The following is a 21,406-nucleotide window of genomic DNA, read 5'->3' as shown; positions in this document are numbered from 1 at the left end:
CCGCGTCCCGGCTTCTCTCGTACGGCGACCCGCGGCGCCCCTGTTCCCGGCTGCCGCAGGGCCTTCGCGCACGCCGGATAGTGTGGCGGCATGGCGAACGAGGCGGCCCAGGAGGCGGTTGACGTGGTCTGTCCGGGGTGCGGCGGATCATCGGTGCGGACGGTCCAGCGGGCCTGCGCCGAGGAGAGGACCGACGAGAAGGACGACTGGCGGAGCGGGGGAGAACCGGAGCGGGGCAGCCTGCCCGACCGGCTGGCCGCGTCGCCCGGATCGACGGACGCCTTCGACTCCTTCCTGCACTTCGTCGAGGGCACGGTGATCGCCGGCCTGGGCGTCGGTCTCGCGTACACCGGTACGCAGCAGGACAACCCGCTCTACACGGTCGGCGGAGTGCTGTGGGCGGTCATCCTGTTCGTCGTCACCATCGTCGTGATCCGTGGCGAGGCGCGCGAGAGGGACGTCGTGAACGTCGGTGAACCGCGCCCCGAGCGGATGCGGCGGGCGGCGTACCACTGCTCCGCATGCGACTCGGTCTGGTGCCCGGACGGTTCCGAGTGGCAGGGGACGCTGACCCCCGAGCAGTTCAAGAAGCTGATGTGGACCACGGCGGGGTACGCGGACCGGCTCGCCCCCGATGACAAGGCCAGGGAGGCCACCGTGCCCGCCGAGGCCCTGCCCCGCACCGGAGGACAGCACCGCCATGCCTGACGCCGATTCAGGTCGCGCGACCGCGACAGCCCCCGTGATCCTCAGCGACGTGCCGGGTTCGTTCCCGTGGAGCGTGCTGGCCGAGCGGCATCCGGCGCTCATCCGGAAGGTGCGGGACGCCTTCCCGTACGGGCCCGAGCGGCGCCGCGCGCTCGACGCCCTGCTGGAGAACTGCGCCGAGGGCGTCATCGAACCGCTCGGGGCGGGGGCGGCGGACCGTGAGCGGTGGGAGGTGTGGGGACGGGAGTACTTCGGCCGGTCCTGGTTCGAGGTGCCCTTCCTGTGGTCGGAGAGCTACTTCTACCGCCAACTCCTCGAAGCCGTCGGGTACTTCGCCGACGGGCCGTGGAAGGGCGTCGACCCCTTCCGTCCGTTCAAGCTCGCCGAGCTCGACACCCCGGAGGCGGCGGAGGAGCTCGCCGCCCTCGACGAACTCGCGCACCGGCCGGTCGAGGAGCAGGAACAGGCGCTGCTGCACGGCTCGTTGTGGGGCAACCGCGCGGACCTCGGATTCCGGCTGGCCGGCACCGGCGGTGAGTCGTCCGGGGTCTCACAACTCGTCTCCGACGAAAGCGAGTTGCTGTGGTCCCTGTTCGCCGGAGGCACCGTCTGTGTGGTCGCGGACAACGCGGGCCGCGAACTCATCCCCGACCTGCTCCTCATCGACCACCTCCTGCGGCACGGGCGCGCCGGGCGGGCCGTCCTGCATGTAAAGCCGTACCCGTACTACGTCTCCGACGCCACGACCGCGGACGTGGTCGACGCGCTGCGCCACCTCGTCGCCGCGAAGGGCGCCGCACACGAGGCGGGCCACCGCCTCTGGTCGGCCATGACCGAGGGCCGTCTCACGCTCCGGGCCCACCCCTTCTCCTGCGCACCCCTGCCGTACGCCGACATGCCGCGGGACCTGCGCGAGGAGTTCGCCGGGGCGGACGTGACTATCTTGAAAGGTGACCTGAACTACCGCCGGCTCATCGGCGACAGGCACCGGCCCGCCACGACACCGTTCGCGGCCACCACCGCGTACTTCCCCGGCCCCGTCGCGGCCCTGCGCACCCTCAAGTCCGACGTGACCGTGGGTCTCGATGCCCGCACCGAGGCCGCGCTCGACGCCGCCGAGGAACACCGCTGGCGCACCAGCGGCACCCACGCGCTGATCCAGGCCAGACGGTGAAAAGCGGCGGCCCTCCCGGTGCCTCAGCGCCCCCGGGAGCCCCGCCCCGCCCGAGACCAGCCGACCCGCACGTCCTGCCACGCGAGCCGGTGGTCCGAACCGGCGCGCCCACCCGACGGCACGACGTTCGCCGGTGTGCCGTACGTTCTCCCGGGGATTCACGCGATGGTGTGATCATGTCCGGGCCGGTGGATGCCCCCGGAGGGCCGTGGGTAGTGCCCGGCCATGACGCAGCCGTTCGAACTTCCGCACTTCTACATGCCGTACCAGGCGCGGTTGAACCCGCACCTCGACGAGGCGCGCGCCCACACGGTCGAGTGGGCCCGCGGCATGGGCATGCTGGAGGGCTCCGGCATCTGGGAACAGTCCGATCTCGACGCGCACGACTACGGGCTGCTCTGCGCGTACACGCACCCCGACTGCGACGGCCCGGCACTCTCGCTCATCACCGACTGGTACGTGTGGGTGTTCTTCTTCGACGACCACTTCCTGGAGATCTTCAAACGCAGCCAGGACCGCGACGGCGGCAAGGCATACCTCGACCGGCTGCCGCTCTTCATGCCGCTCGACCTCTCGACTCCCGTACCGGAGCCGGAGAACCCCGTCGAGGCGGGGCTCGCCGACCTCTGGGCGCGCACGGTGCCCTCGATGTCCCTGGAGTGGCGCAGGCGGTTCGCGGTCTCCACCGAGCACCTGCTGAACGAGTCGCTGTGGGAGCTTTCCAACATCAACGAGGGCCGGGTCGCCAACCCCGTCGAGTACATCGAGATGCGCCGCAAGGTGGGCGGCGCCCCCTGGTCGGCCGGGCTCGTTGAGTACGCGACGCGTGAAGTCCCCGCGGCCGTCGCCGAGTCGAGGCCGCTGCGGGTGCTGATGGAGACGTTCTCCGACGGGGTGCACCTGCGCAACGACCTCTTCTCGTACGAGCGCGAGGTCGGGGACGAGGGCGAGCTCAGCAACGGCGTCCTCGTCCTGGAGACCTTCTTCGACTGCACGACCCAGGAGGCCGCCGACACCGTCAACGACGTACTCACCTCCCGGCTGCACCAGTTCGAGCACACGGCGTTCACCGAAGTGCCCGCGCTGGCCCTGGAGAAGGGGCTCGCCCCGGACGAGGTCGCGGCGATCGCCGCGTACACGCGGGGACTTCAGGACTGGCAGTCCGGCGGCCACGAATGGCACCTGCGGTCCAGCCGCTACATGAACAAGGGCGCCGTCCAGCAGGGTGAGCGCTTCGGCGCCGCCGGGCTCGGGACGTCCGCCGTCGACGTCGGCGCGCTGCTCTCGGCGGCCGGCGCGGAGCGGCTGCGCTCGTACACCCACGTCCCGTTCCAGAAGGTCGGGCCCTCGCAACTCCCGGACTTCCAGATGCCGTTCGCGGTGACGCTGAGCCCGCATCTGGCGGGGGCCCGGGACCGGCTCACCGGCTGGATGGAAGCCATGGGCATGCTCCAGGAGGGCGTCTGGGACGAGGACAAACTCCTCGCCTACGACCTGCCGCTGTGCGCCGCGGGCATCCACGCGGACGCGACGCCGGAAGCCCTGGACGTCAGCTCCCAGTGGCTGGCCTGGGGGACCTACGGCGACGACTACTACCCGCTGGTCTTCGGCAACCGCCGCGACCTGGTCACCGCCAAACTGGTCACCGAGCGGCTGTCGGCCTGCATGCCCGTCGACGGCGAGCCGGTCCCCGTCCCGGCCAACGGCATGGAGCGCGGCCTCATGGACCTCTGGCAGCGCACCGCCGCGGACATGAACACCGACGAGCGGCGCCAGTTCCGGTCCGCGGTCGACGTGATGACGGAGAGCTGGCTGTGGGAGCTGTCCAATCAGATCCAGCACCGCATCCCCGACCCCGTCGACTACCTGGAGATGCGCCGCGCCACCTTCGGCTCCCAGCTCACCATGAGCCTGTGCCGCATCGGCCACGGCCGGACGGTGCCGCCGGAGGTCTACCGCAGCGGCCCCATCCGGTCGCTGGAGAACGCCGCGATGGACTACGCCATGCTCCTGAACGACGTCTTCTCGTACCAGAAGGAGATCGAGTACGAGGGTGAGGTGCACAACGGCATCCTCGTCGTGCAGAACTTCTTCGGCTGCGACTACCCGACCGCGCTCAGTATCATCCACGACCTGATGACCCAGCGCATGCAGCAGTTCCAGCATGTCGCCGCCCATGAACTGCCCATCCTGTACGAGGACTTCAAGCTCTCGGAAGAGGTGCGCGGCATCATGCGGGGCTATGTCGTGGAGCTGGAGAACTGGATGGCCAGCATCCTGAAATGGCACCAGGACTGCCGCCGGTACGGCGCCGCGGACCTGGCACGCCGCGCCCACGGCTTCGTACCGGACCAGGCGTCCGCGCTGCCGTTCAACTGGTCGGGGGCCCAGGTGTCCGCGTCGGTCTGAGCCGGCGCGGGTGTGCCGGTGTGGCCGGCTCCCGGCGGCGGCTCGCTCTCGAACGCCCGTGGCAGTCTCACTCGTTCGTGAATCGTCCCGTGGCCGGGAGCCGGGTAGAGCAACAGCCGGGGGAGATCCACAGAGCATCCGCCGGAGGCGATCCATGGAACAGACCGCGTTGCGTCCCAAGCCGATGCCCGGTCAGGAGCCGGGCGGCGGCCGGCCGGCCGCCGGCACCCGGCGTCCGCACGCCGCGCGGCGACGCGGCCGAAGGCTGGTGACCCTCCTCTTCGGACTGTTCGTCGGGGCCGTCCTGGTGCTGTCGGGCGTCGGCCTCGGCACGGTGGGCGCCACCGTGATCGGGATGAGCAAGCTGGCCGACCTCCAGAAGCAGGCCGCCGACGCCGCGCCGCCGAGCGGATCCAGGTCCGCGCCGGGCACCGGAAGCTCGATTCCGGCGAAGGAGCCCGAGGCGAAGGGGTCGGAGGCGGGGGAGTCGGAGGCGAAGGGGTCGGAGGCGGGGGAGTCCCGGGAGGAGCAGCGGCCGGAGACGGAGTCCGTGCGCGCGACGCTCGGCGTCGAGGCCGTCGACGTACCCGGAGACGAGGGCGAGGGCGCGCTCGTCGTCGGTGTCCACGTCCCCGGGCCGGGACACACGGCGGGCCTGGTCCGCGGCGACATCCTGCTCGCCTACGGGGAGACCCGCGTCGACGGGGCCGCCGACCTGGCACGGGCGGTCGCCGCCGCCAGGCCCGGCACCGCGGCCACCCTCACCGTGCGGCACGCGGACGGCACCCGGCAGCAGCTCTCGGCGACCCCGGGATTCGTGACCTGAGAGCGGGCGAGGGCCGGGCGTAGAGTTGATGGACAGACAGTGGCCGACCATGACAAAGCCCACACGGTGGCATCGACCGGCTCGCGCCCGTCCCGCCGGAGGGGCAGGATGCTGCCGGTAGCCCCCTGGGGAATCCGGGTCAGACGGAGGCATGGATGACCGGCACGCCCGCGCCCTTCACCACGGACGACTACGAGACGCGTATGCGGCGCGCGGCCGAGGCCGCCGCGGACGCGGGGCTCGACGGCGTCCTGGTCGCGCCGGGGCCCGACCTGGTGTGGCTCACCGGCTACCGCCCCGTGGAGACCGAACGGCTCACCGTGCTGGTGCTCAGAGCCGGTCAGGATCCCGTCCTGGTCGTGCCCGCCCTGGAGGCCCCGGACGCGGCAGCGGCGGCCCCCACCCTGGCCCTGCGCGACTGGACCGACGGCAAGGACCCGTACGAGGCGACCGCCGCCCTTCTTCCCGCCTCCGGCCGCCTCGGCGTCAGCGACAACACCTGGGCACTGCACCTGCTCGCCCTCCAGAGGCGGCTGCCGGCCGTCGGCCAGATCGCCCTCACCGAGGCCCTGCCGATGCTGCGGGCCGTCAAGGACCCGGCGGAACTGGACCGGCTCGCGGCGGCGGGCGCCGCCGCGGACGCGACGTACGAGGAGGTCAGGAAGGTTCCCTTCGCGGGCCGCAGGGAGACGGACGTGGCGGCCGATGTCGCCGCGCTGCTGCGGCAGTTCGGGCACTCCCAGGTCGACTTCACCATCGTCGCCTCGGGCCCGAACGGAGCCAACCCGCACCACGAGGCCGGCGACCGTGTCATCGAGCACGGCGACATGGTCGTCCTCGACTTCGGCGGCCTCAAGCACGGCTACGGCTCCGACACCTCCCGCACCGTGCACGTCGGCGAACCGGACGCCGAGGAGCGCGAGGTGCACGACGTCGTGCGCGCGGCGCAGGAGGCCGGTTTCCACGCGGTGCGGCCCGGCGCCGCCTGCCAGGACGTCGACCGGGCGGCCCGCGCGGTCATCACCGAGGCCGGATACGGCGAGTACTTCATCCACCGCACCGGACACGGCATCGGCGTCACCACGCACGAACCGCCGTACATGATCGAGGGCGAGGAACTGCCCCTCGTACCCGGAATGTGCTTCTCCGTGGAGCCCGGCGTCTATCTGCCCGGCCGTTTCGGTGTGCGCATCGAGGACATCGTGACGGTGACCCAGGACGGCGGACGCCGTCTCAACACCACCTCCCGGGAGCTGGTGATCGTCGACTGACCGGCGGCTTCCTCCCCGGCCGGGAGTTGCCTCCCGCCCGGCACCCACGTCCCCGAACGACAGTGGCGCGACCATGAACCAGGCACCGACACCGACCGCGGACGCCGTCCGCCGACTGGTCCGTACCCTGCTCGCCGACGACCGCGCGGCGGGCACGGGACCCGACGTCCGGCCCGTCGCCGAGAGCGGCGAACCCGCCACCTGGTGGGTCGGCGGCCGCCATGTGCTGCGGCTGGCCCCGGACCGCGAGGCCTCCGCACGACGGCGCCGCGAACTGCGGCTGCGCGACCTGGTCCGCCCGCACATCGGGATCGCGGTCCCGGCGAGCGTCGCGCACGGCGACTGGTCCGCGGGACTGTGCTACACCCTCGACACCAGACTGGCCGGCGTCACCGGTGAGGAGCAGGACGTCTCCGCGCTCGGCGAGGCCGACCTCGCGGCGCTGCTCACCGGGCTGCGCGAGGTGCCCGTACGCCAGGCCGAGGCGCTCGGCGTGCCACGCGTCGCGCCGCGCTCCCTGGAGGCGCTGCGGACGTCCGCCGAACAGGCCGCCGCGCGGCTCGCCGCCGCCGACGAGTTCGACCCCGCCCGGCTCGCCCAGCTCACCGCGGCAGCCGCCGCCCAGCTCGGCGTCCAGCCCGGGACCGCCGTGCTCGTGCACCACGGCCTCAGCGGCGAGCACCTGGTCGTCAGCGCCGACGGCCGGGTGCGCGGCGTCCTGGACTGGACCGCCGCGACGGTCGGCGACCCCACCGAGGACATCGCCGGACTCGCCGCCGCCGTCGGCGCGCCCGCGGCCGTACGCGCCGCGACCCTCGCGGGCTACGGCGCCCGCCCCTGCCTGCGCGGCCTGTGGCTCTCCCGCTGCGACACCGTGATCCGCCTCGCCGACCGCCTCCGGGGCCGCGGCGACACCCCCGTCGCCCTGCTGCGGACCCGCTTGCGCCGCGCCTGGGAGGCGATCCTGCTGGAACGGGTCACCGAGCTGACCGACGGCGACTGAACCGCCGCGGGCTCACCCCTGCCGCAGCACCACGCACGACTCGCCCGGCACGTTCAGCACCCCGTCCTCGCCCGGCGCGTCGACCGGTTCCCAGGCGGCCAGCACGCGCGCGTTGCGGACGCCGAGCGGGATCGCCGCCGTCTCCTTCGCGAGGTTCACGGCCACCCGGACGTCACCGCGCCGCAGGGCCAGCCAGCGGCCCTCCTCGTCGTAGGCGACCTTCACCGCGGCGAGATCGGGGTCCGAGAGGTCGGCCTGGTCGCGGCGCAGGGCGATCAGGTCGCGGTACCAGGCCAGCACGCGCGCGTGGAGGGCCACTTCGGGCTCCGACCAGTCCAGACAGGAACGGTCCCGGGTGGCCGGGTCCTGCGGGTCCGGTACGTCCTCCTCGGCCCAGCCGTGCGCCGCGAACTCCCGGCGCCTGCCCCGCCGTACGGCCTCGGCGAGCTCGGGATCGGTGTGGTCGGTGAAGAACTGCCAGGGCGTGGACGCCGCCCACTCCTCGCCCATGAAGAGCATCGGGGTGAAGGGCCCCGTGAGCATCAGCGCGGCGGCGCAGGCCAGCAGCCCGGGGGAGAGGGAGGCCGCCAGCCGGTCGCCCTGGGCGCGGTTGCCGATCTGGTCGTGGGTCTGGGTGTAGCCGAACAGCCGGTGCGCCGAGACGCGCGTACGGTCGAGCGGGCGGCCGTGGGCGCGCCCCCGGAAGCTCGAATACGTGCCGTCGTGGAAGAAGCCGGACGTCAGGGTCTTGGCGAGAGCCGGGAGCGGGGCGCGCGCGAAGTCCGCGTAGTAGCCCTGCGACTCACCCGTCAGGGCGGTGTGCAGGGTGTGGTGGAAGTCGTCGTTCCACTGGGCGTGCAGTCCGAGACCGCCCTGCTCGCGGGAGGCGAAGAGCCGGGGGTCGTTCAGATCCGATTCGGCGACCAGGAAGAGCGGCCTGCCCAGATCGGCGGCCAGGCCGTCCACCGCCGTCGACAGTTCCTCCAGGAAGTGCAGCGCGCGGGTGTCCCGCAGGGCGTGCACCGCGTCCAGCCGCAGCCCGTCGAGACGGTAGTCGCGCAGCCACGCCAGCGCGCTGCCGACGAGATACCCCCGCACCTCGTCCGAGCCCGGCGCGTCCAGGTTCACCGCCGAGCCCCAGGGCGTCTGGTGGGTGTCCGTGAAGTACGGCCCGAACGCGGGCAGGTAGTTGCCGGACGGTCCGAGGTGGTTGTGCACCACGTCGAGGACGACACCGAGCCCGAACTCGTGCGCCCGGTCGACAAAGCGCTTCAGCGCCTCGGGACCGCCGTAGGGCTCGTGCACGGCCCACAGCGACACACCCTCGTAACCCCAGCCGTGCCGCCCGGGGAACGGGCACAGCGGCATCAACTCGATGTGGGTGATGCCCAGTTCCCGCAGATGACCAAGTCGCTCCGCGGCGGCGTCGAGGGTGCCCTCGCGGGTGTACGTCCCCACGTGCAGCTCGTACAGGACCGCTCCCGGCAGCGGCCGGCCCGCCCACGGGACCCGCCAGTCGTACAGCTCGGGATCCACCACCGCGCTCAGCCCGTCGGGACCGTCCGGCTGGCGGCGGGAACGGGGATCCGGCAGCACGGGGCCGTCGTCCACCGCGAAGCCGTACCGCGTCCCGTCCCGGGCCTCCGCGTCACCCGTCCACCAGCCCACCCGCTCCGGATCGCGCTCCAACGCGCGCGTGGCACCCTCGCAGTGGAGTGTCATCCGGGCGGCCTGCGGTGCCCACACCTCGAACCGCACAGACGGTTCCCCCTTGTCCGCTCAACCGTGTTCTGCTCAACCGTGTTCTGCTCAACGGTTGTCTGCTCAACCGTTGTCTGCTCACCGTGACGTAGCCCGTCCATGGTGCTTGACGCGAGATCGGTTCGCTTTCCAATCCACCCTTTCGCCGCGTGTTCGCCATCCGAAACGGTATGGCCGGACGCAGTCACCGTTTCCGCGTTTTCTGGACACCTCGCCCGTGCTGCCCGACAATCACCAGCGTGACGTCGTCATTCGAGTTCCCCACGTACCCCGCGCGGTTGTCCGACGCGGAGCGCGACCGGGCGCTGAAGGTGCTCCGTGACGGCGTCGCCCTGGGGCGCCTCTCGCACGACACGTTCATCCGCCGTATGGAGTTGGCGCTCAACGCCCGCAGGTCCGACGAGCTGGCCGTGCTCACCGCCGACCTGCCCACCGAGAACCGCTGGGCGAAGGCGCTGTTCGGCGGTGTCGAGGCGGTGTCCGGCTTCAGCGCGCGGCTGCGCAGGGCATGGCGGGCCGAGCGGCTCCCGAAGCTGCTGCTGCCCCACCCGACGGGCCCGTACCCGCTGCGGATCGGCCGCGACCCCGGCAGCGGTCTGCGGCTCAGCCACGAGACGGTGTCCCGGGTGCACGCCGAACTGAGCCGGCAGGGCGGCTTCTGGGTACTGCGCGACCTCGGCTCGACCAACGGCACGACCGTCAACGGACGGCGCGTCATCGGCGCCGCCGTCGTGCGCGAGGGCGACGAGATCGGTTTCGGACGGATGACGTTCAGGCTCTCGGCGGGCTGAGAGGGCTCGCCCCGGGCCGCTCTCGCACTCACGCGGCGCAGCACCGCCGTGCCGCCGTCGGACCGACCTCTGGCCTGGGTTTCGCACACCGTTCTCCTCGACTCTCCTTACCTTCCACAGTGTTGACGTACCCCCATGGGCGTGACTGACTGTGCGGACACCATGCACATCTGGTGAACCGACGGCACCACGTAGGTGGAGGTGTGCCCTGCCGCCGCTCCCTCGCTACCCGACCGTGGACGAGCTGGGAGCCCGTGCTGCCGCGCTCGTCGCCCGCCGTCCCCGTGACGCCCGGCTGCGCCGCGTGGGCACGTCCAGGGCGGGCACGCCCCTGTGGCTCCTGTCCGTCGGGCACGGCAGCCGGCAGGCCCTCGTCGTCGCGGGACCGCACGCCAACGAACCGGTGGGCGGCGCCACCGCCCTGCGGCTGGCCGAACGGGCGCTCGCCGACCCCCGGCTGTGCGAGGGCGCGGACGCCACCTGGAACCTGCTGCTCTGCCTGGACCCCGACGGCTCCCGCCGCAACGAGGCCTGGCTGTCGGGCCCGTACACCCTCGGCAACTACTTCAGGCACTTCTTCCGGCCCGGCTTCCTGGAGCAGCCCGAATGGCTGCCCGACGGCGCGGACGGCGCCACCCTGCCCGAGACCCGCGCGCTCCTGGACCTCCAGGACGAACTGCGGCCCTTCCTCCAGTGCTCCCTGCACGGCGTCGACGTGGGCGGCGCCTTCGTGGAACTCACCCACGAACTGCCCGGAATCGCCCAGCGCGTCGCACACTCCGCGACCCGCCTGGGCATCCCGCGCGAACTCGGCCCGTACGACACCCTGTACTGGCCGGCACTCGGCCCCGCCGTCTACCGCATCCCGCCGCCGCGCCGGGGAGACCTCGCTGCCGCCATAACCGAGGCCGCGGTCGAGTCCACCTGGTTCCACCCGCACCCGTACGGCACGGTGACCGCGGTCGTCGAGGCCCCCATGTGGGGGGTCGCCGCCGTGGAGGACGCCACGCCGCCCGCCGACGCCGACGCGGTGCTGCGCGCCGTCAGCCACACCCTGCGCCGCGACACCCGCCTCCTGGAGGGGATCCTCGCGCGCGTGCGGCCCGTTCTCGGCGGCTCCCCGGACGTGGCGCGCCTGCTGGCCCCCGTGGACGACTATTTACTGGTCGGCCCCGGCCTCGCCGACTCGTGGGACCCCGACCTGTACGACGGCGGAGCGCGCCCCCTGCCGTCGCTCGACACCGCCCGCCTCACCGCCCTGCGCCTCGCCGGACGCCGGGTCGCCCTGCGCACCGCCGGACTGCTCCACCAACTGGTCACCGGCTCCGGAGCCGACCCGCGGGGAGTCCTGCCGGAGCTCGACCTGCTGATCGACGAGTGGTGCGCCGACTACCGCGACGGCTGCGGGGCGCGCTGGATCCCCGTCGCACGTCAGGTCGAGTACCAGGCACGTGTGGTGCTCGCCGTGTTCGAACTCGCCGGGCGGCACGCGCGCGTGGGTCCTCTTTCGGGTGAGACGGGGTGCGGCTCGCAGACCGCCGTGCCGATGCACAGGGAATGACGAAGACCTCTCGAACGGTACGGAGCGCCCTGCTCACGACGGTGGCCCTTCTCGCGGTGGCCGCGACCCCGGCACAGGCTCAGGTGACGCCGCGGCACGTCGTGCCGGGCAACTGGCTGTACGTCACGGTCACCACCGGCGACGCCCGATCCAGCGACACCCGCGGCACCCTGCTGCTCTGCGATCCGCCGCAGGGGCACACGCACGCCGCGCGGGCCTGCGCCGAACTCCGCGCCGCCGAGGGCGACATCACCAGGATCCCGGTCAGGGCCGACGTCCTCTGCCCCATGATCTACGCGCCGGTCACCGCCTCCGCGCACGGCGAGTGGAACGGCCGGCCCACCGAGTACACCCACACCTTCTCGAACACCTGCCTGATGGGCGTCGAGACGGGATCGGTGTTCGCCCTCGCGGACTGACTCTCGCCGTCCGGATCGGTTCAGGCCGACGCGTCGCGCGCGTGACGGGCCGCGGCGATCACCGTACGGGTCTGGTGCTCGACCTGGTGGTCCAGGGGGACCCAGCGGGCGCGGAAGCGGTCGGCGAAGGCGTCGCTCCAGGCGGCGACGAGCCGTTCCAGACGCGGTGCGTCGCGGTCGCCGGCCTCCCCGAGGACCCGCAGCAGCATCGCGGCGGCCCGCAGCGGAAGCCGGCGGCCGAAGGCGTCGACACTTCCGACGTACGCCATCGTGGTGTTCGGCGGCGGTGTCCTGACCCAGTCGTCGGCCAGGCCGGGCACCAGTTCCAGCGCCCACCTGGAGGCCCGTAGGAGCGGTCCGTCGGGGCCCTGGAGCCGGGGCAGCGCCTCGGTGAGCACCGCCTCGACCTGGAGCGTGTCCCGCAGCAGCCTGCGCGCCAGCCGCCGCATCGCCGCCCCGGGCGCCGGGTGCGGTGTCGGGTCGTCCACCAGGTCGCTGGCCCACATCGGCACCTCGACGACCGCGGTGAGGCCGCCGTACCTGTGGGCGTGGTACCAGGTGCTGTGCCGCGCGTCGTCCGGCATGCTCGGGTACGCCGCTCTCAGGCCGGGCGCCGGCATCACGTGCACCCCGGGCCCGGAGGCGGGCCAGCCCGCGGCGTCCGAGGCGGCCGTCTCCACCGGGATGTGGAGCTCCGCCGCGGACTTCGCGAACGGCTCGGCGAGGCCGGGGACGTCCCTGGTCAACTGCACCCAGCTGCCGCCCACATCGGTCCCGTGCAGGCTGACCTGGAGATAGGGCCGCAGCTCGTCGATCACCCGGGTGAGGACGTGGGTCTCGGGGGGCAGCCGGTCGGGCGGCAGTACGGACGGGGCCCACTCGGGCTGCTCGGGCCCCGCCGGGCGGAAGAAGCCGAGGTGGTAGTCGAGCAGGGTGCGCGGGGCGGGCGTCACGTGGAGGCTCGCCCCGTCCGGGTCCGCGCAGAGGAGGAAGTGCCAGGAGGTGTCGGCACGCAACTCCCGCTCGTGGAGGACCCGTTCGGCCACCGCGAGGACGGTCGAGCCGCCGGTCGGTTCGTTCGCGTGGGCGCCCGCCACCACGAGGACCGCGCGTGGTGCGTGGCCGATGGACAGCAGCTGGAGGGGTCTGCCCCCGCGCGAGACGCCGACCTGTCTGAGCCGGCACAGGCCGGGCCGGTGAGCTGCCAACGCCCGGGCGGACGAGGCGGTTTCGGTCACAGTGGGGTAGCGCAACTCCGGCAGGAGACTCACCCCCGACTTGTCCGCCCTGCGTCGCCCTTCGCAGTACTCCACTTACCGGATGAACTGTCAAGGAGACCAAGGGGCGGCTCCCGGGGGCGCCAATGGGTATTCACCGCTGGCAGGGAACGTGCACCGACAGATGGCGTACAGGGTCCTGATGCAGGTTGCGCCCGTCGACGGTCGTCGTCGTCCCGCCGCTGCCGCCTCGAACGTCCGGTCCCCACCGGCGGGACCGGCTTCACCCGTACGGGTGAGCGCGGCCTGCGGTACGGGCGCCGCGGTGGTCCGCTGAGACCAGTCGCGCGCGGATCGGCGCGCACATCCGAGTCGGGAGGCCGACGGTGCTGTGTCTCCACGGCCTGCCCGGCGACGACGCCCCGATACCCATCCCGGCTGGGGCGGCAGGCTTGGCCGGGGCGGGGCCGGGACCGTCGGAGGGGTCCGGATCGGCTTCCGTGGCTGGGGCGGCGGCTGCGGGTGGGCCAGGGCCTGCGTGTGGATCGGCTTCCGTGGCCGGGGCGGCGGCTGCGGGTGGGCCGGGGCCTGCGTGTGGATCGGCTTCCGTGGCTGGGGCGGCGGCTGTGGGTGGGCTGGGGCCTGCGTGTGGCTCGGCTTCCGAGTCCGGCTCGGTTTCCGCGAGTGGGCTGACCTCCGCGCCTGGAACGGCCCCCGCGACAGGGCCCGCGCTCGAACCGCCGTCGACGCTCGGACCTCCCTCCGCCGCCGGGTCCGCTTCCGGTGCAGGACCCGCCGCCCGGACCTCGTGGCGCCCGGCCCCCGCAACGCCGCCGAGCCCTTGGGCGGCAAGCGCGTGCACCTTGTCGAGCCCGCCGCCGTGGACAAGCCCGCCGCCGTGGACCGGCCCGGCGGCGGGGACGGGGCCAGCGGCCAGGGTCAGCCCGGCGGCCGGGACGGGGCCGGCGATCGGGACGGGGCCGGCGAACGGGACAGCCCCAGCGGCCGGGTCAAGGCCGGCGGCCGGGGTCAGCCCGGCGATCGGGACGGGGCCGGCGAACGGGACGGGGCCAGCGGCCGGGGTCAGCCCCAGCGGCCGGGTCAAGGCCGGCGGCCGGGGTCAGCCCGGCGATCGGGACGGGGCCGGCGAACGGGACGGGGCCAGTGGCCGGGGTCAGCCCAGCGATCGGGACGAGGCCGGCGAACGGGACGGGGCCAGCGGCCGGGGTCAGCCCAGCGACCGGGACGAGGCCAGCGACCGGGACGAGGCCAGCGGCCGGGACCGGCCCAGCGGCCGGGCTCAACCCAGCGTCCGGGCTCAACCCAGCGTCCGGGACCGGCCCAGCGTCCGGGACCGGCCCGGTGACCGGGCCCGGCCCGGTGACCGGGACGGGCCCGCGGACGACAAGGCCCCCGCCAGCCACCCCCGTACCCCCAAAACCCGTCACCCCGCCCGGGACAGAGACCCTCGGCGCACCCCCGAACACGCCCCCACCCCCGACTCCCAACCCCCCGCCCCCCAGCCTCCTGGACCCCGCCACCGAGCGTGACCCGTACCCGCTCTACCGTGTCCTGCGCGAGCGGCACCCCCTGGTGTATGACGAGCGGTTCGGGGCGTGGCTGGTCAGCAGGTATGCCGATGTGCGGGCCGCGCTGGCGGATCCGCGGCTCGTGGCGCTGCCGCCGGGGCGCACCCTGACTCATCTGGAGGGCGGCACGCACAGCGCGCACCGGGCCGTCGTCTCCCCGGCGTTGGGAGGGGCCGCGCTGGCCGCCCTGACCGCCGGTGTCGCCCGTACGGCGTACGTCCTCGCGCGGCGTCTCGCAGCCCGCCGGGAGGCCGACCTCGTCGCCGAGTTCTGCCAGTGGCTGCCCACGGCGGCGGTCGTCACCGCGCTGGGGCTGCCGTCCGAGGACACCGCGCGCGTGCACGAGTGGTGCCGCACCGGCCTCGACCACCTCGGCGGCCACCACCCCGAACTCGACAGCTTCCTGTGCCCGTACATCGCCCGCCGCCGCGCCCGTCCGGGCGACGATCTGCTGTCCGCGCTGTGCACGGCCCACGTCGACGGACGCCCGCTGTCGGACGAGGCCGTCGCCGGTCTGGCGGGGTCACTCCTCGGGGCGGGCGGCGAGGCGACCGCACGGGGACTGGCGTCGTTCCTCGCCAACCTCCTGGACCATCCGGGCCAGTTGCGGATCGTCCGCGCCCGGCCGGCGCTCGCGGCCGGTGCGTGGGCGGAGTCGCTGCGCCGGGACCCGCCGCTGCACATCGTGCTGCGGCGGGCCGTCGAGCCCGTCGGCGCGATACCCGTGGGCGCCACCGTGGCGTGCCTGCTGGGCTCCGCGGGCCGCGACGCCACCCGCTTCGCCGACCCGGACCGCTACGACGTCTTCCGCACCGATCCGGGGCAGCTCGCCCACGGTTCCGGGCGGCACTTCTGCGCCGGCGTCCTGCTCGCCCGGCTCACCGCCGAACACGGTCTGCGCGCCCTGCTCACCGTGCTGCCGGACCTCCGGTGGGTCCCGGGCTTCCGGCCCGTCCCGGAGGGGCTGGTCAGCCGCTCTCCGCGGACTCTCCCGGTGCGTCCTCGCTGACCCGTTCGAGCAGCACCACCGGCACCCGCTCGAAAAGCTCCGCCACGCGCGCGTGCCCTGTGAACTCCCGCCCAGGGGTGAGCACATCGGCCCACCGCCCCTCCGGGAGCACCAGAACCGTGTCGCGCCAGCCGCCCGCCTCGGCGAGCCGCAGCGACAGCCGGGTGACGGCGGTGACCACCTCCCCGGAGCGTTCGAACGCCACACAGTGCGCGGCGCCGGGGCCCCGTGCCTCCAGCGGCGCGTACGTCGCCGAGTCCCCGAAGACGGCGGGGCGCCGCGCACGCAGCCGCAGTGCCCCCTCGGTCAGCGCCGCCTTGTCCGAAGCCTGCTCCTGAGGTACGAACGGCCGCCGGTTGTCCGGGTCCACCAGCGCCAGGTACTCGCCCTCGGTGCCCTGGTACACGTCGGGCACCCCCGGCATCGTCAGATGGACCAGAGCGGCCCCCAGGACGTTCGCCCGCACATGCGGGGCCAGGGAGGCCCGGAAGTCCGCCACGCGCCGCCCGGGAGCCCCACAGGGCCCCTCCGTGACGAACGCCGCCACCGCCTCCTCGTAGGCGGGGTCCTGCTCGGTCCAGGCGGTGTGCAGTCCGGCCTCCCGGATGTGCTTCAACAGGGCCCCCTGGACCCGCTCCGGGTCGGCGGGACCGAGCCCGAACACCGTCTGCCACGCCGCCCACGCCACCTGCGGGTCCGGCACGCCCGTACCGTCGCGGGTCACCTCGGCCAGCACGCCTGCCCACTGCCCGGGGCACTCGGTGAGCACGGAGAGCGCGGCCCGCACGTCCGCGCTGCGCTTGGTGTCGTGCGTGGAGAGCGCGGTCCCGGTGGTGGGCCAGTCGCGCTGCACGCGCGCGCAGTAGGCGTGGAAGTCCTCCGGGGACACGGCCGGGCTCCCGGGGTTCCCGCCCACCTCGTTCGCCGAGAGCTGGGGCACATAGCGGTAGAACGCGGTGTCCTCCATGGACTTGGCCCGCAGCGCGGACGAGGTCTGCGCGAACCGGGCCCGGAACTCCGCGTGCCCCGGCCCGTCACCGGCCCGCCCCAGCACCAGGTCCCGTACGACGTCCACGGCGTGCGCTTCCTCGGGCACCGTGAAGGCCGCGCGGGCCTCGGCGGCGGCCTCCTCGGTGACCACCAGGGCGGCGTCCGAGGAGGGGTAGGGCCGGTACACCTCAAGGCGTACGAGGAGTTCCCGCAGCGCGGTGCGCAGCGCCCAGGGGGCGTGGTCGCGCAGCGCGGGGTCAGGGGAGGCGTCGCACAGCCGGCTCGCCTCGCGCGTGAGGCGTTCGACCTCGGTGGCCAGTTCGTGTGTGACCACCTTGTACGCCGCCCGGCGCACCGTCGCCTCCCAGTGGCCGCCGCGGTCGCTCTGCGGGGCCGCGAAACGCCGGTACGCGCCCAGGAGTTCGCCCGCCCCCGCGGGGTCCGAGAAGAGGCCGTCGACGTGCCGCAGCCCGTCGTAGCCGGTGGTGCCCGCCACGGGCCAGGCGGCGGGCAGCGGCTCGCCGTCGGCGAGGATCTTCTCGACCACCGTCCAGCGCCCGCCGGTCGCCTCGTGCAGCCGGCGCAGATACGCGTCCGGATCCGCCAGCCCGTCCGGGTGGTCGATGCGCAGCCCCTCCACCACGCCGTCGTCGAGCAGCTCCAGGATCTTCGCGTGGGTCGCGGCGAACACCTCCGGATCCTCGACGCGCACCCCGATGAGCTCCGAGATGCTGAAGAACCGCCGGTAGTTGAGCTCGGTACGGGCCAGCCGCCACCACACCGGGCGGTACCACTGGGCGTCCAGCAGCCGCGCCAGCGGCAGGTTCTCGGTGCCCTCGCGCAGCGGGAACACGTGGTCGTGGTAGCGCAGTACGTCGCCGTCGACCTTCAGGTCACCGGTCTGGGTGCCGAGCCGGCCTCCCAGCACCGGCAGCAGCAGTTGTCCGCCCTTGGCGTCCCAGTCGATGTCGAACCAGCGCGCGTAGGGCGACTCGGGGCCTTCTCGCAGCACCTCCCACAGCGGGCGGTTGTGCCGCGGGGACATCGCCATGTGGTTCGGCACGATGTCCATGACCAGGCCGAGGCCGTGTTCCCGCGCGGTGCGGGCCAGGGCGCGGAGTCCCTCCTCCCCGCCGAGTTCCTCCCGCACGCGCGCGTGGTCCACCACGTCGTAGCCGTGCGTCGAGCCGGGGACCGCCTCAAGGACGGGGGAGAGGTGCAGATGGGAGACGCCGAGCGAGGCCAGGTACGGCACCGCGGCCTCGGCGGCCCCGAAGGGGAACTCCGGCTGGAGCTGCAACCGGTAGGTGGCGGTCGGTACGACGGTCGGCGCGGGCTCGGGGAGCACCGGCTCTGGACGCTCAGGTGTCATGGGAACCTACGTACCCGCCCCGGCGCGTTTCGTGTCATCGGGACACGCGAACGGGCACGCGCGAGCGTGCCCGTTCGTCGAACGCCGTTCGGTCCTGCGCCGTCGGCCGCGCCCCCGGACCGGGGACGCGGCCGACGACGTACGACCGGAAAAGCCCGCCACGCGCGCGTGCCCCGAAGAGCCGCGACCGCCCGGCTAGGCCGGCCGCTGGAGCACCGTCATGCTCCGGTCGACCAGGGTCAGCCGGTCCCCGGCCTCGACCTTCGCGCCCGTTCCCGGGGCGACTCCCTCCGGAAGTGCCGTGTCGACGATCACCTGCCACTGGCGCCCGTGGTTGACGGGCACCACGAACTCCAGGGACTGCGCCGAGGCGTTGAACATCAGCAGGAAGGAGTCGTCGGCGATGCGCTCCCCGCGCGGGCCCGGTTCGGAGATCGCGTTGCCGTTGAGGAAGACGGACAGGGCACGCGTCTGCGCGGAGCCCCAGTCGCGCTGGGTCATCTCCCCGCCCTCCGGGGTGAACCATGCGATGTCGGACAGTTCGTCGTGGGTGCCCTGGACGGGGCGCCCGTGGAAGAACCTGCGGCGCCTGAAGACCGGGTGGTCGCGCCGCAGCCACACCATCGCGCGGGTGAACTCCAGCAGTTCGCCCTCCTGCTCCGGCCACGGCACCCAGGACACCTCGCTGTCCAGGCAGTAGCCGTTGTTGTTGCCGCCCTGGGTGCGCGCGAACTCGTCGCCGTGGCTGAGCATCGGGACACCCTGGGAGAGCATCAGCGTGGCGATGAAGTTGCGTTTCTGGCGTCCGCGCAGGGCCAGCACGGCCTCGTCGTCCGTCTCGCCCTCCACCCCGCAGTTCCAGGAGCGGTTGTGGCTCTCGCCGTCGCGGTTGTCCTCGCCGTTGGCGTGGTTGTGCTTGTTGTTGTACGAGACGAGGTCGTTCAGGGTGAAACCGTCGTGGCAGGTCACGAAGTTGATCGAGGCCAGCGGACGGCGGCCGTCGTCCTGGTAGAGGTCGGACGAGCCGGTGAGCCGGGACGCGAACTCCGCCAGCGTGCGCGGCTCGCCCCGCCACATGTCCCGTACGGTGTCGCGGTACTTGCCGTTCCACTCGGTCCACAGGGGCGGGAAGTTGCCCACCTGGTAGCCGCCCTCGCCGACGTCCCAGGGCTCGGCGATCAACTTCACCTGGGAGACCACCGGGTCCTGCTGCACCAGGTCGAAGAACGACGACAGCCGGTCCACCTCGTGGAACTGCCTCGCCAGCGTGGCCGCGAGGTCGAAGCGGAACCCGTCGACGTGCATCTCGGTGACCCAGTAGCGCAACGAGTCCATGATGAGCTGGAGCACGTGCGGGGAGCGCATGAGCAGGGAGTTGCCGGTCCCCGTGGTGTCCATGTAGTAGCGGGGGTCGTCCGTCAGACGGTAGTACGAGGTGTTGTCGAGGCCCCTGAAGGACAGCGTCGGCCCCAGGTGGTTGCCCTCGGCGGTGTGGTTGTAGACGACGTCGAGGATGACCTCGATGCCGGCCTCGTGCAGCGCCCGGACCGCCGACTTGAACTCCAGGACCTGCTGGCCGCGGTCGCCCCAGGAGGCGTACGCGTTGTGCGGGGCGAAGAAGCCGATCGTGTTGTAGCCCCAGTAGTTGTTGAGGCCCATGTCCACCAGCCGGTGGTCGTTCACGAACTGGTGCACGGGCATCAGTTCCAGGGCGGTGACGCCCAGTTTGGTCAGGTGTTCGATGATCGCCGGGTGGGCGAGTGCCGCGTACGTGCCACGCAGTTCCTCGGGCAGTTCGGGGTGCTGCATGGTGAGGCCCTTCACATGGGCCTCGTAGAGCACCGTGTGGTGGTACTCCGTGCGCGGCGGCCGGTCGTCGCCCCAGTCGAAGTACGGGTTGACCACCACCGACGTCATCGTGTGCGGCGCCGAGTCGAGGTCGTTGCGCTTGTCGGGCTCCCCGAAGTGGTAGCCGTACACCTCCTCGCCCCATTCGATCGCGCCGCTGATGGCGCGCGCGTACGGATCGAGCAGTAGTTTCGCGGAGTTGACGCGCTGCCCGCGCTCCGGCGCGTACTGCCCGTGCGCCCGGAAGCCGTAGCGCTGCCCGGGCATGATCCCGGGCAGATAGGCGTGCCGGACGAACGCGTCGCTCTCGCGCAGCTCCACCGCCGTCTCCGAGCCGTCGTCGTGCAGCAGACACAGCTCTATACGGTCGGCGGCCTCCGAGAAGACCGCGAAATTGGTTCCGGCACCGTCGTACGTGGCACCGAGTGGATATGCCTCTCCAGGCCAGACCTGCATGGATATGACTCTTCCAGTAGTGCCGTGCCCCTGAGGGCTGCTCCGAGCCGAGTCTCCCCGAAAGTGAGGGAACCTCATATGACTTACGTCCCTCTTACCCAATGACCAGGCATACCTCGTGTGCCGAACCAGCAGGGCTCGAAACACTCCCGACCGACCAAGGGGAGTAGGGGGAAACGTGCGCAACATAGTGCACCGCCATCTGGGCAAGGTGGTGGCGGGTACGGCCATAGCGGTGGCGGGGACGGCCATCATGGCCGCTGTCACGCTGCCGGGCACGGCGGGAGCCGACGACTCGGCCGGAGCCGGGGCGGGCGGCAGTGGACAGACCTCGCAGGCGGCGGGGCAGCAGGGAACGGCGGACGTGCTCCCGGGCGTCGTCGAGGAGGCGGCGGCCGAGGGCGAGAAGGGCGTCGGCCGCGACCCGCTGACCGACGACGAGACCGAGCGCGTCGAGCGGATCGCGCTGAACCGGCAACTGCGGGTGTCCTCCGAGGACGTCGAGGGAGAGACCGGCCCGCAGCGGATCGGCGTCGATCTCGCCGAACCCGCCGAGGACGAACTGGACGACCCGGACGCGCCGCGGCGCGCCGAGGTCCGGTTCTACGACTACAAGGACGACACGCTCGTCACCCGGACGGTCAACCTCGACACCGGGAAGGTCGAGGGGACCGACACCCAGCACGGTGTCCAGCCGCCCATCAGCCGTGACGAGATGACCGAGGCCGCGCGGTTGCTGATCGGCGACCCGCTCGGCGCGGGACTGCGGGCCGACTACAAGGACGCCACGGGCAGGGAACTCACCTCGCCCGGCCAGCTGATCCTGAACAGCATGGTCTACCGCGCGGTCCCGGGCTCGGCCACCGCGCTCGCCGACTGCGGCACCCATCGCTGCGTACGGCTCTTCCCCAAGGTCACGAACGGGCCCTGGATCGACAGCCGTCACGTGATCGTCGACCTGAGCGCCCGCAAGGTCGGCCAGGTCGGCTGACCGGGGCCCCG

The 21,406-nt window shown here is 72.9% G+C and carries 15 protein-coding genes; 11 read left to right on the top strand and 4 right to left on the bottom strand.

Features of this window, described 5'->3' with window-relative positions:
* Window positions 1-90: 90 nt before the first annotated feature.
* The 6 genes from ACIP79_RS21930 to ACIP79_RS21905 all read left to right on the top strand — a co-directional run bounded on the left by ACIP79_RS21930 (window position 91) and on the right by ACIP79_RS21905 (window position 7,391).
* Entirely contained in the window at window positions 91-708 is a 618-nt protein-coding gene (locus tag ACIP79_RS21930) for a hypothetical protein (RefSeq protein ID WP_401225792.1), read from the top strand.
* Window positions 701-1,882, top strand: coding sequence for a damage-control phosphatase ARMT1 family protein (locus ACIP79_RS21925; protein ID WP_401225790.1), 1,182 nt, complete (start codon window positions 701-703; stop codon window positions 1,880-1,882). Before ACIP79_RS21930 ends, ACIP79_RS21925 begins: the two co-directional genes overlap by 8 nt.
* Window positions 1,883-2,107: 225 nt before the next feature.
* Window positions 2,108-4,291, top strand: coding sequence for a germacradienol/geosmin synthase Cyc2 (cyc2, locus tag ACIP79_RS21920; protein ID WP_401225789.1), 2,184 nt, complete (start codon window positions 2,108-2,110; stop codon window positions 4,289-4,291).
* 154 nt (window positions 4,292-4,445) lie between these two features.
* Window positions 4,446-5,117 carry a PDZ domain-containing protein gene (locus ACIP79_RS21915; protein WP_401225786.1) on the top strand — a complete coding sequence of 224 codons (672 nt, stop codon included), beginning with the start codon at window positions 4,446-4,448 and terminating at the stop codon, window positions 5,115-5,117.
* A gap of 155 nt (window positions 5,118-5,272) precedes the next feature.
* A complete protein-coding gene (locus ACIP79_RS21910; protein WP_401225784.1) occupies window positions 5,273-6,388 on the top strand; it encodes a M24 family metallopeptidase in 1,116 nt (371 codons plus the stop codon).
* Between the two features lie 73 nt (window positions 6,389-6,461).
* Window positions 6,462-7,391, top strand: a complete 930-nt coding sequence (locus ACIP79_RS21905; RefSeq protein ID WP_401225782.1) for an aminoglycoside phosphotransferase family protein — start codon at window positions 6,462-6,464, stop codon at window positions 7,389-7,391.
* Between the two features lie 12 nt (window positions 7,392-7,403).
* Here the strand turns inward: ACIP79_RS21905 and treZ are convergent, their stop codons facing one another.
* A complete protein-coding gene (treZ, locus tag ACIP79_RS21900) occupies window positions 7,404-9,149 on the bottom strand; it encodes a malto-oligosyltrehalose trehalohydrolase (RefSeq protein WP_401225780.1) in 1,746 nt (581 codons plus the stop codon).
* Between the two features lie 242 nt (window positions 9,150-9,391).
* Here treZ and ACIP79_RS21895 point away from each other — a divergent pair, with 242 nt between their 5' ends.
* The 3 genes from ACIP79_RS21895 (at window position 9,392) to ACIP79_RS21885 (ending at window position 11,923) form a co-directional block, all read left to right on the top strand.
* Window positions 9,392-9,943 (top strand): FHA domain-containing protein, encoded by a 552-nt coding sequence (locus ACIP79_RS21895; protein ID WP_383684988.1) that lies wholly within the window; start codon window positions 9,392-9,394, stop codon window positions 9,941-9,943.
* Window positions 9,944-10,178: 235 nt separating this feature from the next.
* Entirely contained in the window at window positions 10,179-11,504 is a 1,326-nt protein-coding gene (locus ACIP79_RS21890; protein WP_401225777.1) for a M14 family zinc carboxypeptidase, read from the top strand.
* Window positions 11,501-11,923 carry an SSI family serine proteinase inhibitor gene (locus ACIP79_RS21885; RefSeq protein WP_383688128.1) on the top strand — a complete coding sequence of 141 codons (423 nt, stop codon included), beginning with the start codon at window positions 11,501-11,503 and terminating at the stop codon, window positions 11,921-11,923. Before ACIP79_RS21890 ends, ACIP79_RS21885 begins: the two co-directional genes overlap by 4 nt.
* A 20-nt stretch (window positions 11,924-11,943) precedes the next feature.
* Here the strand turns inward: ACIP79_RS21885 and ACIP79_RS21880 are convergent, their stop codons facing one another.
* A complete protein-coding gene (locus tag ACIP79_RS21880; protein ID WP_401225774.1) occupies window positions 11,944-13,194 on the bottom strand; it encodes a M14 family zinc carboxypeptidase in 1,251 nt (416 codons plus the stop codon).
* A gap of 1,539 nt (window positions 13,195-14,733) precedes the next feature.
* On the opposite strand from ACIP79_RS21880, the gene ACIP79_RS21875 reads away from it, so the two are divergent.
* Window positions 14,734-15,738, top strand: a complete 1,005-nt coding sequence (locus tag ACIP79_RS21875) for a cytochrome P450 (RefSeq protein WP_401225772.1) — start codon at window positions 14,734-14,736, stop codon at window positions 15,736-15,738.
* On the opposite strand, the gene treY is transcribed toward ACIP79_RS21875, so the two are convergent.
* Complete coding sequence (gene treY / locus ACIP79_RS21870; RefSeq protein ID WP_401225769.1) at window positions 15,698-18,100, bottom strand: malto-oligosyltrehalose synthase; 2,403 nt, start codon at window positions 18,098-18,100, stop codon at window positions 15,698-15,700. The two genes, ACIP79_RS21875 and treY, sit on opposite strands and share 41 nt — an antisense overlap.
* A 195-nt stretch (window positions 18,101-18,295) precedes the next feature.
* Complete coding sequence (gene glgX, locus ACIP79_RS21865; protein ID WP_383684343.1) at window positions 18,296-20,404, bottom strand: glycogen debranching protein GlgX; 2,109 nt, start codon at window positions 20,402-20,404, stop codon at window positions 18,296-18,298.
* 178 nt (window positions 20,405-20,582) lie between these two features.
* On the opposite strand from glgX, the gene ACIP79_RS21860 reads away from it, so the two are divergent.
* Window positions 20,583-21,395, top strand: a complete 813-nt coding sequence (locus ACIP79_RS21860; protein ID WP_401225766.1) for a Tat pathway signal sequence domain protein — start codon at window positions 20,583-20,585, stop codon at window positions 21,393-21,395.
* Window positions 21,396-21,406 lie beyond the last annotated feature (11 nt).

The sequence above is a fragment of the Streptomyces sp. NPDC088747 genome (assembly GCF_044751025.1).
GTDB lineage: Bacteria > Actinomycetota > Actinomycetes > Streptomycetales > Streptomycetaceae > Streptomyces.
This window is presented reverse-complemented; position numbering and strand designations above follow the sequence as displayed.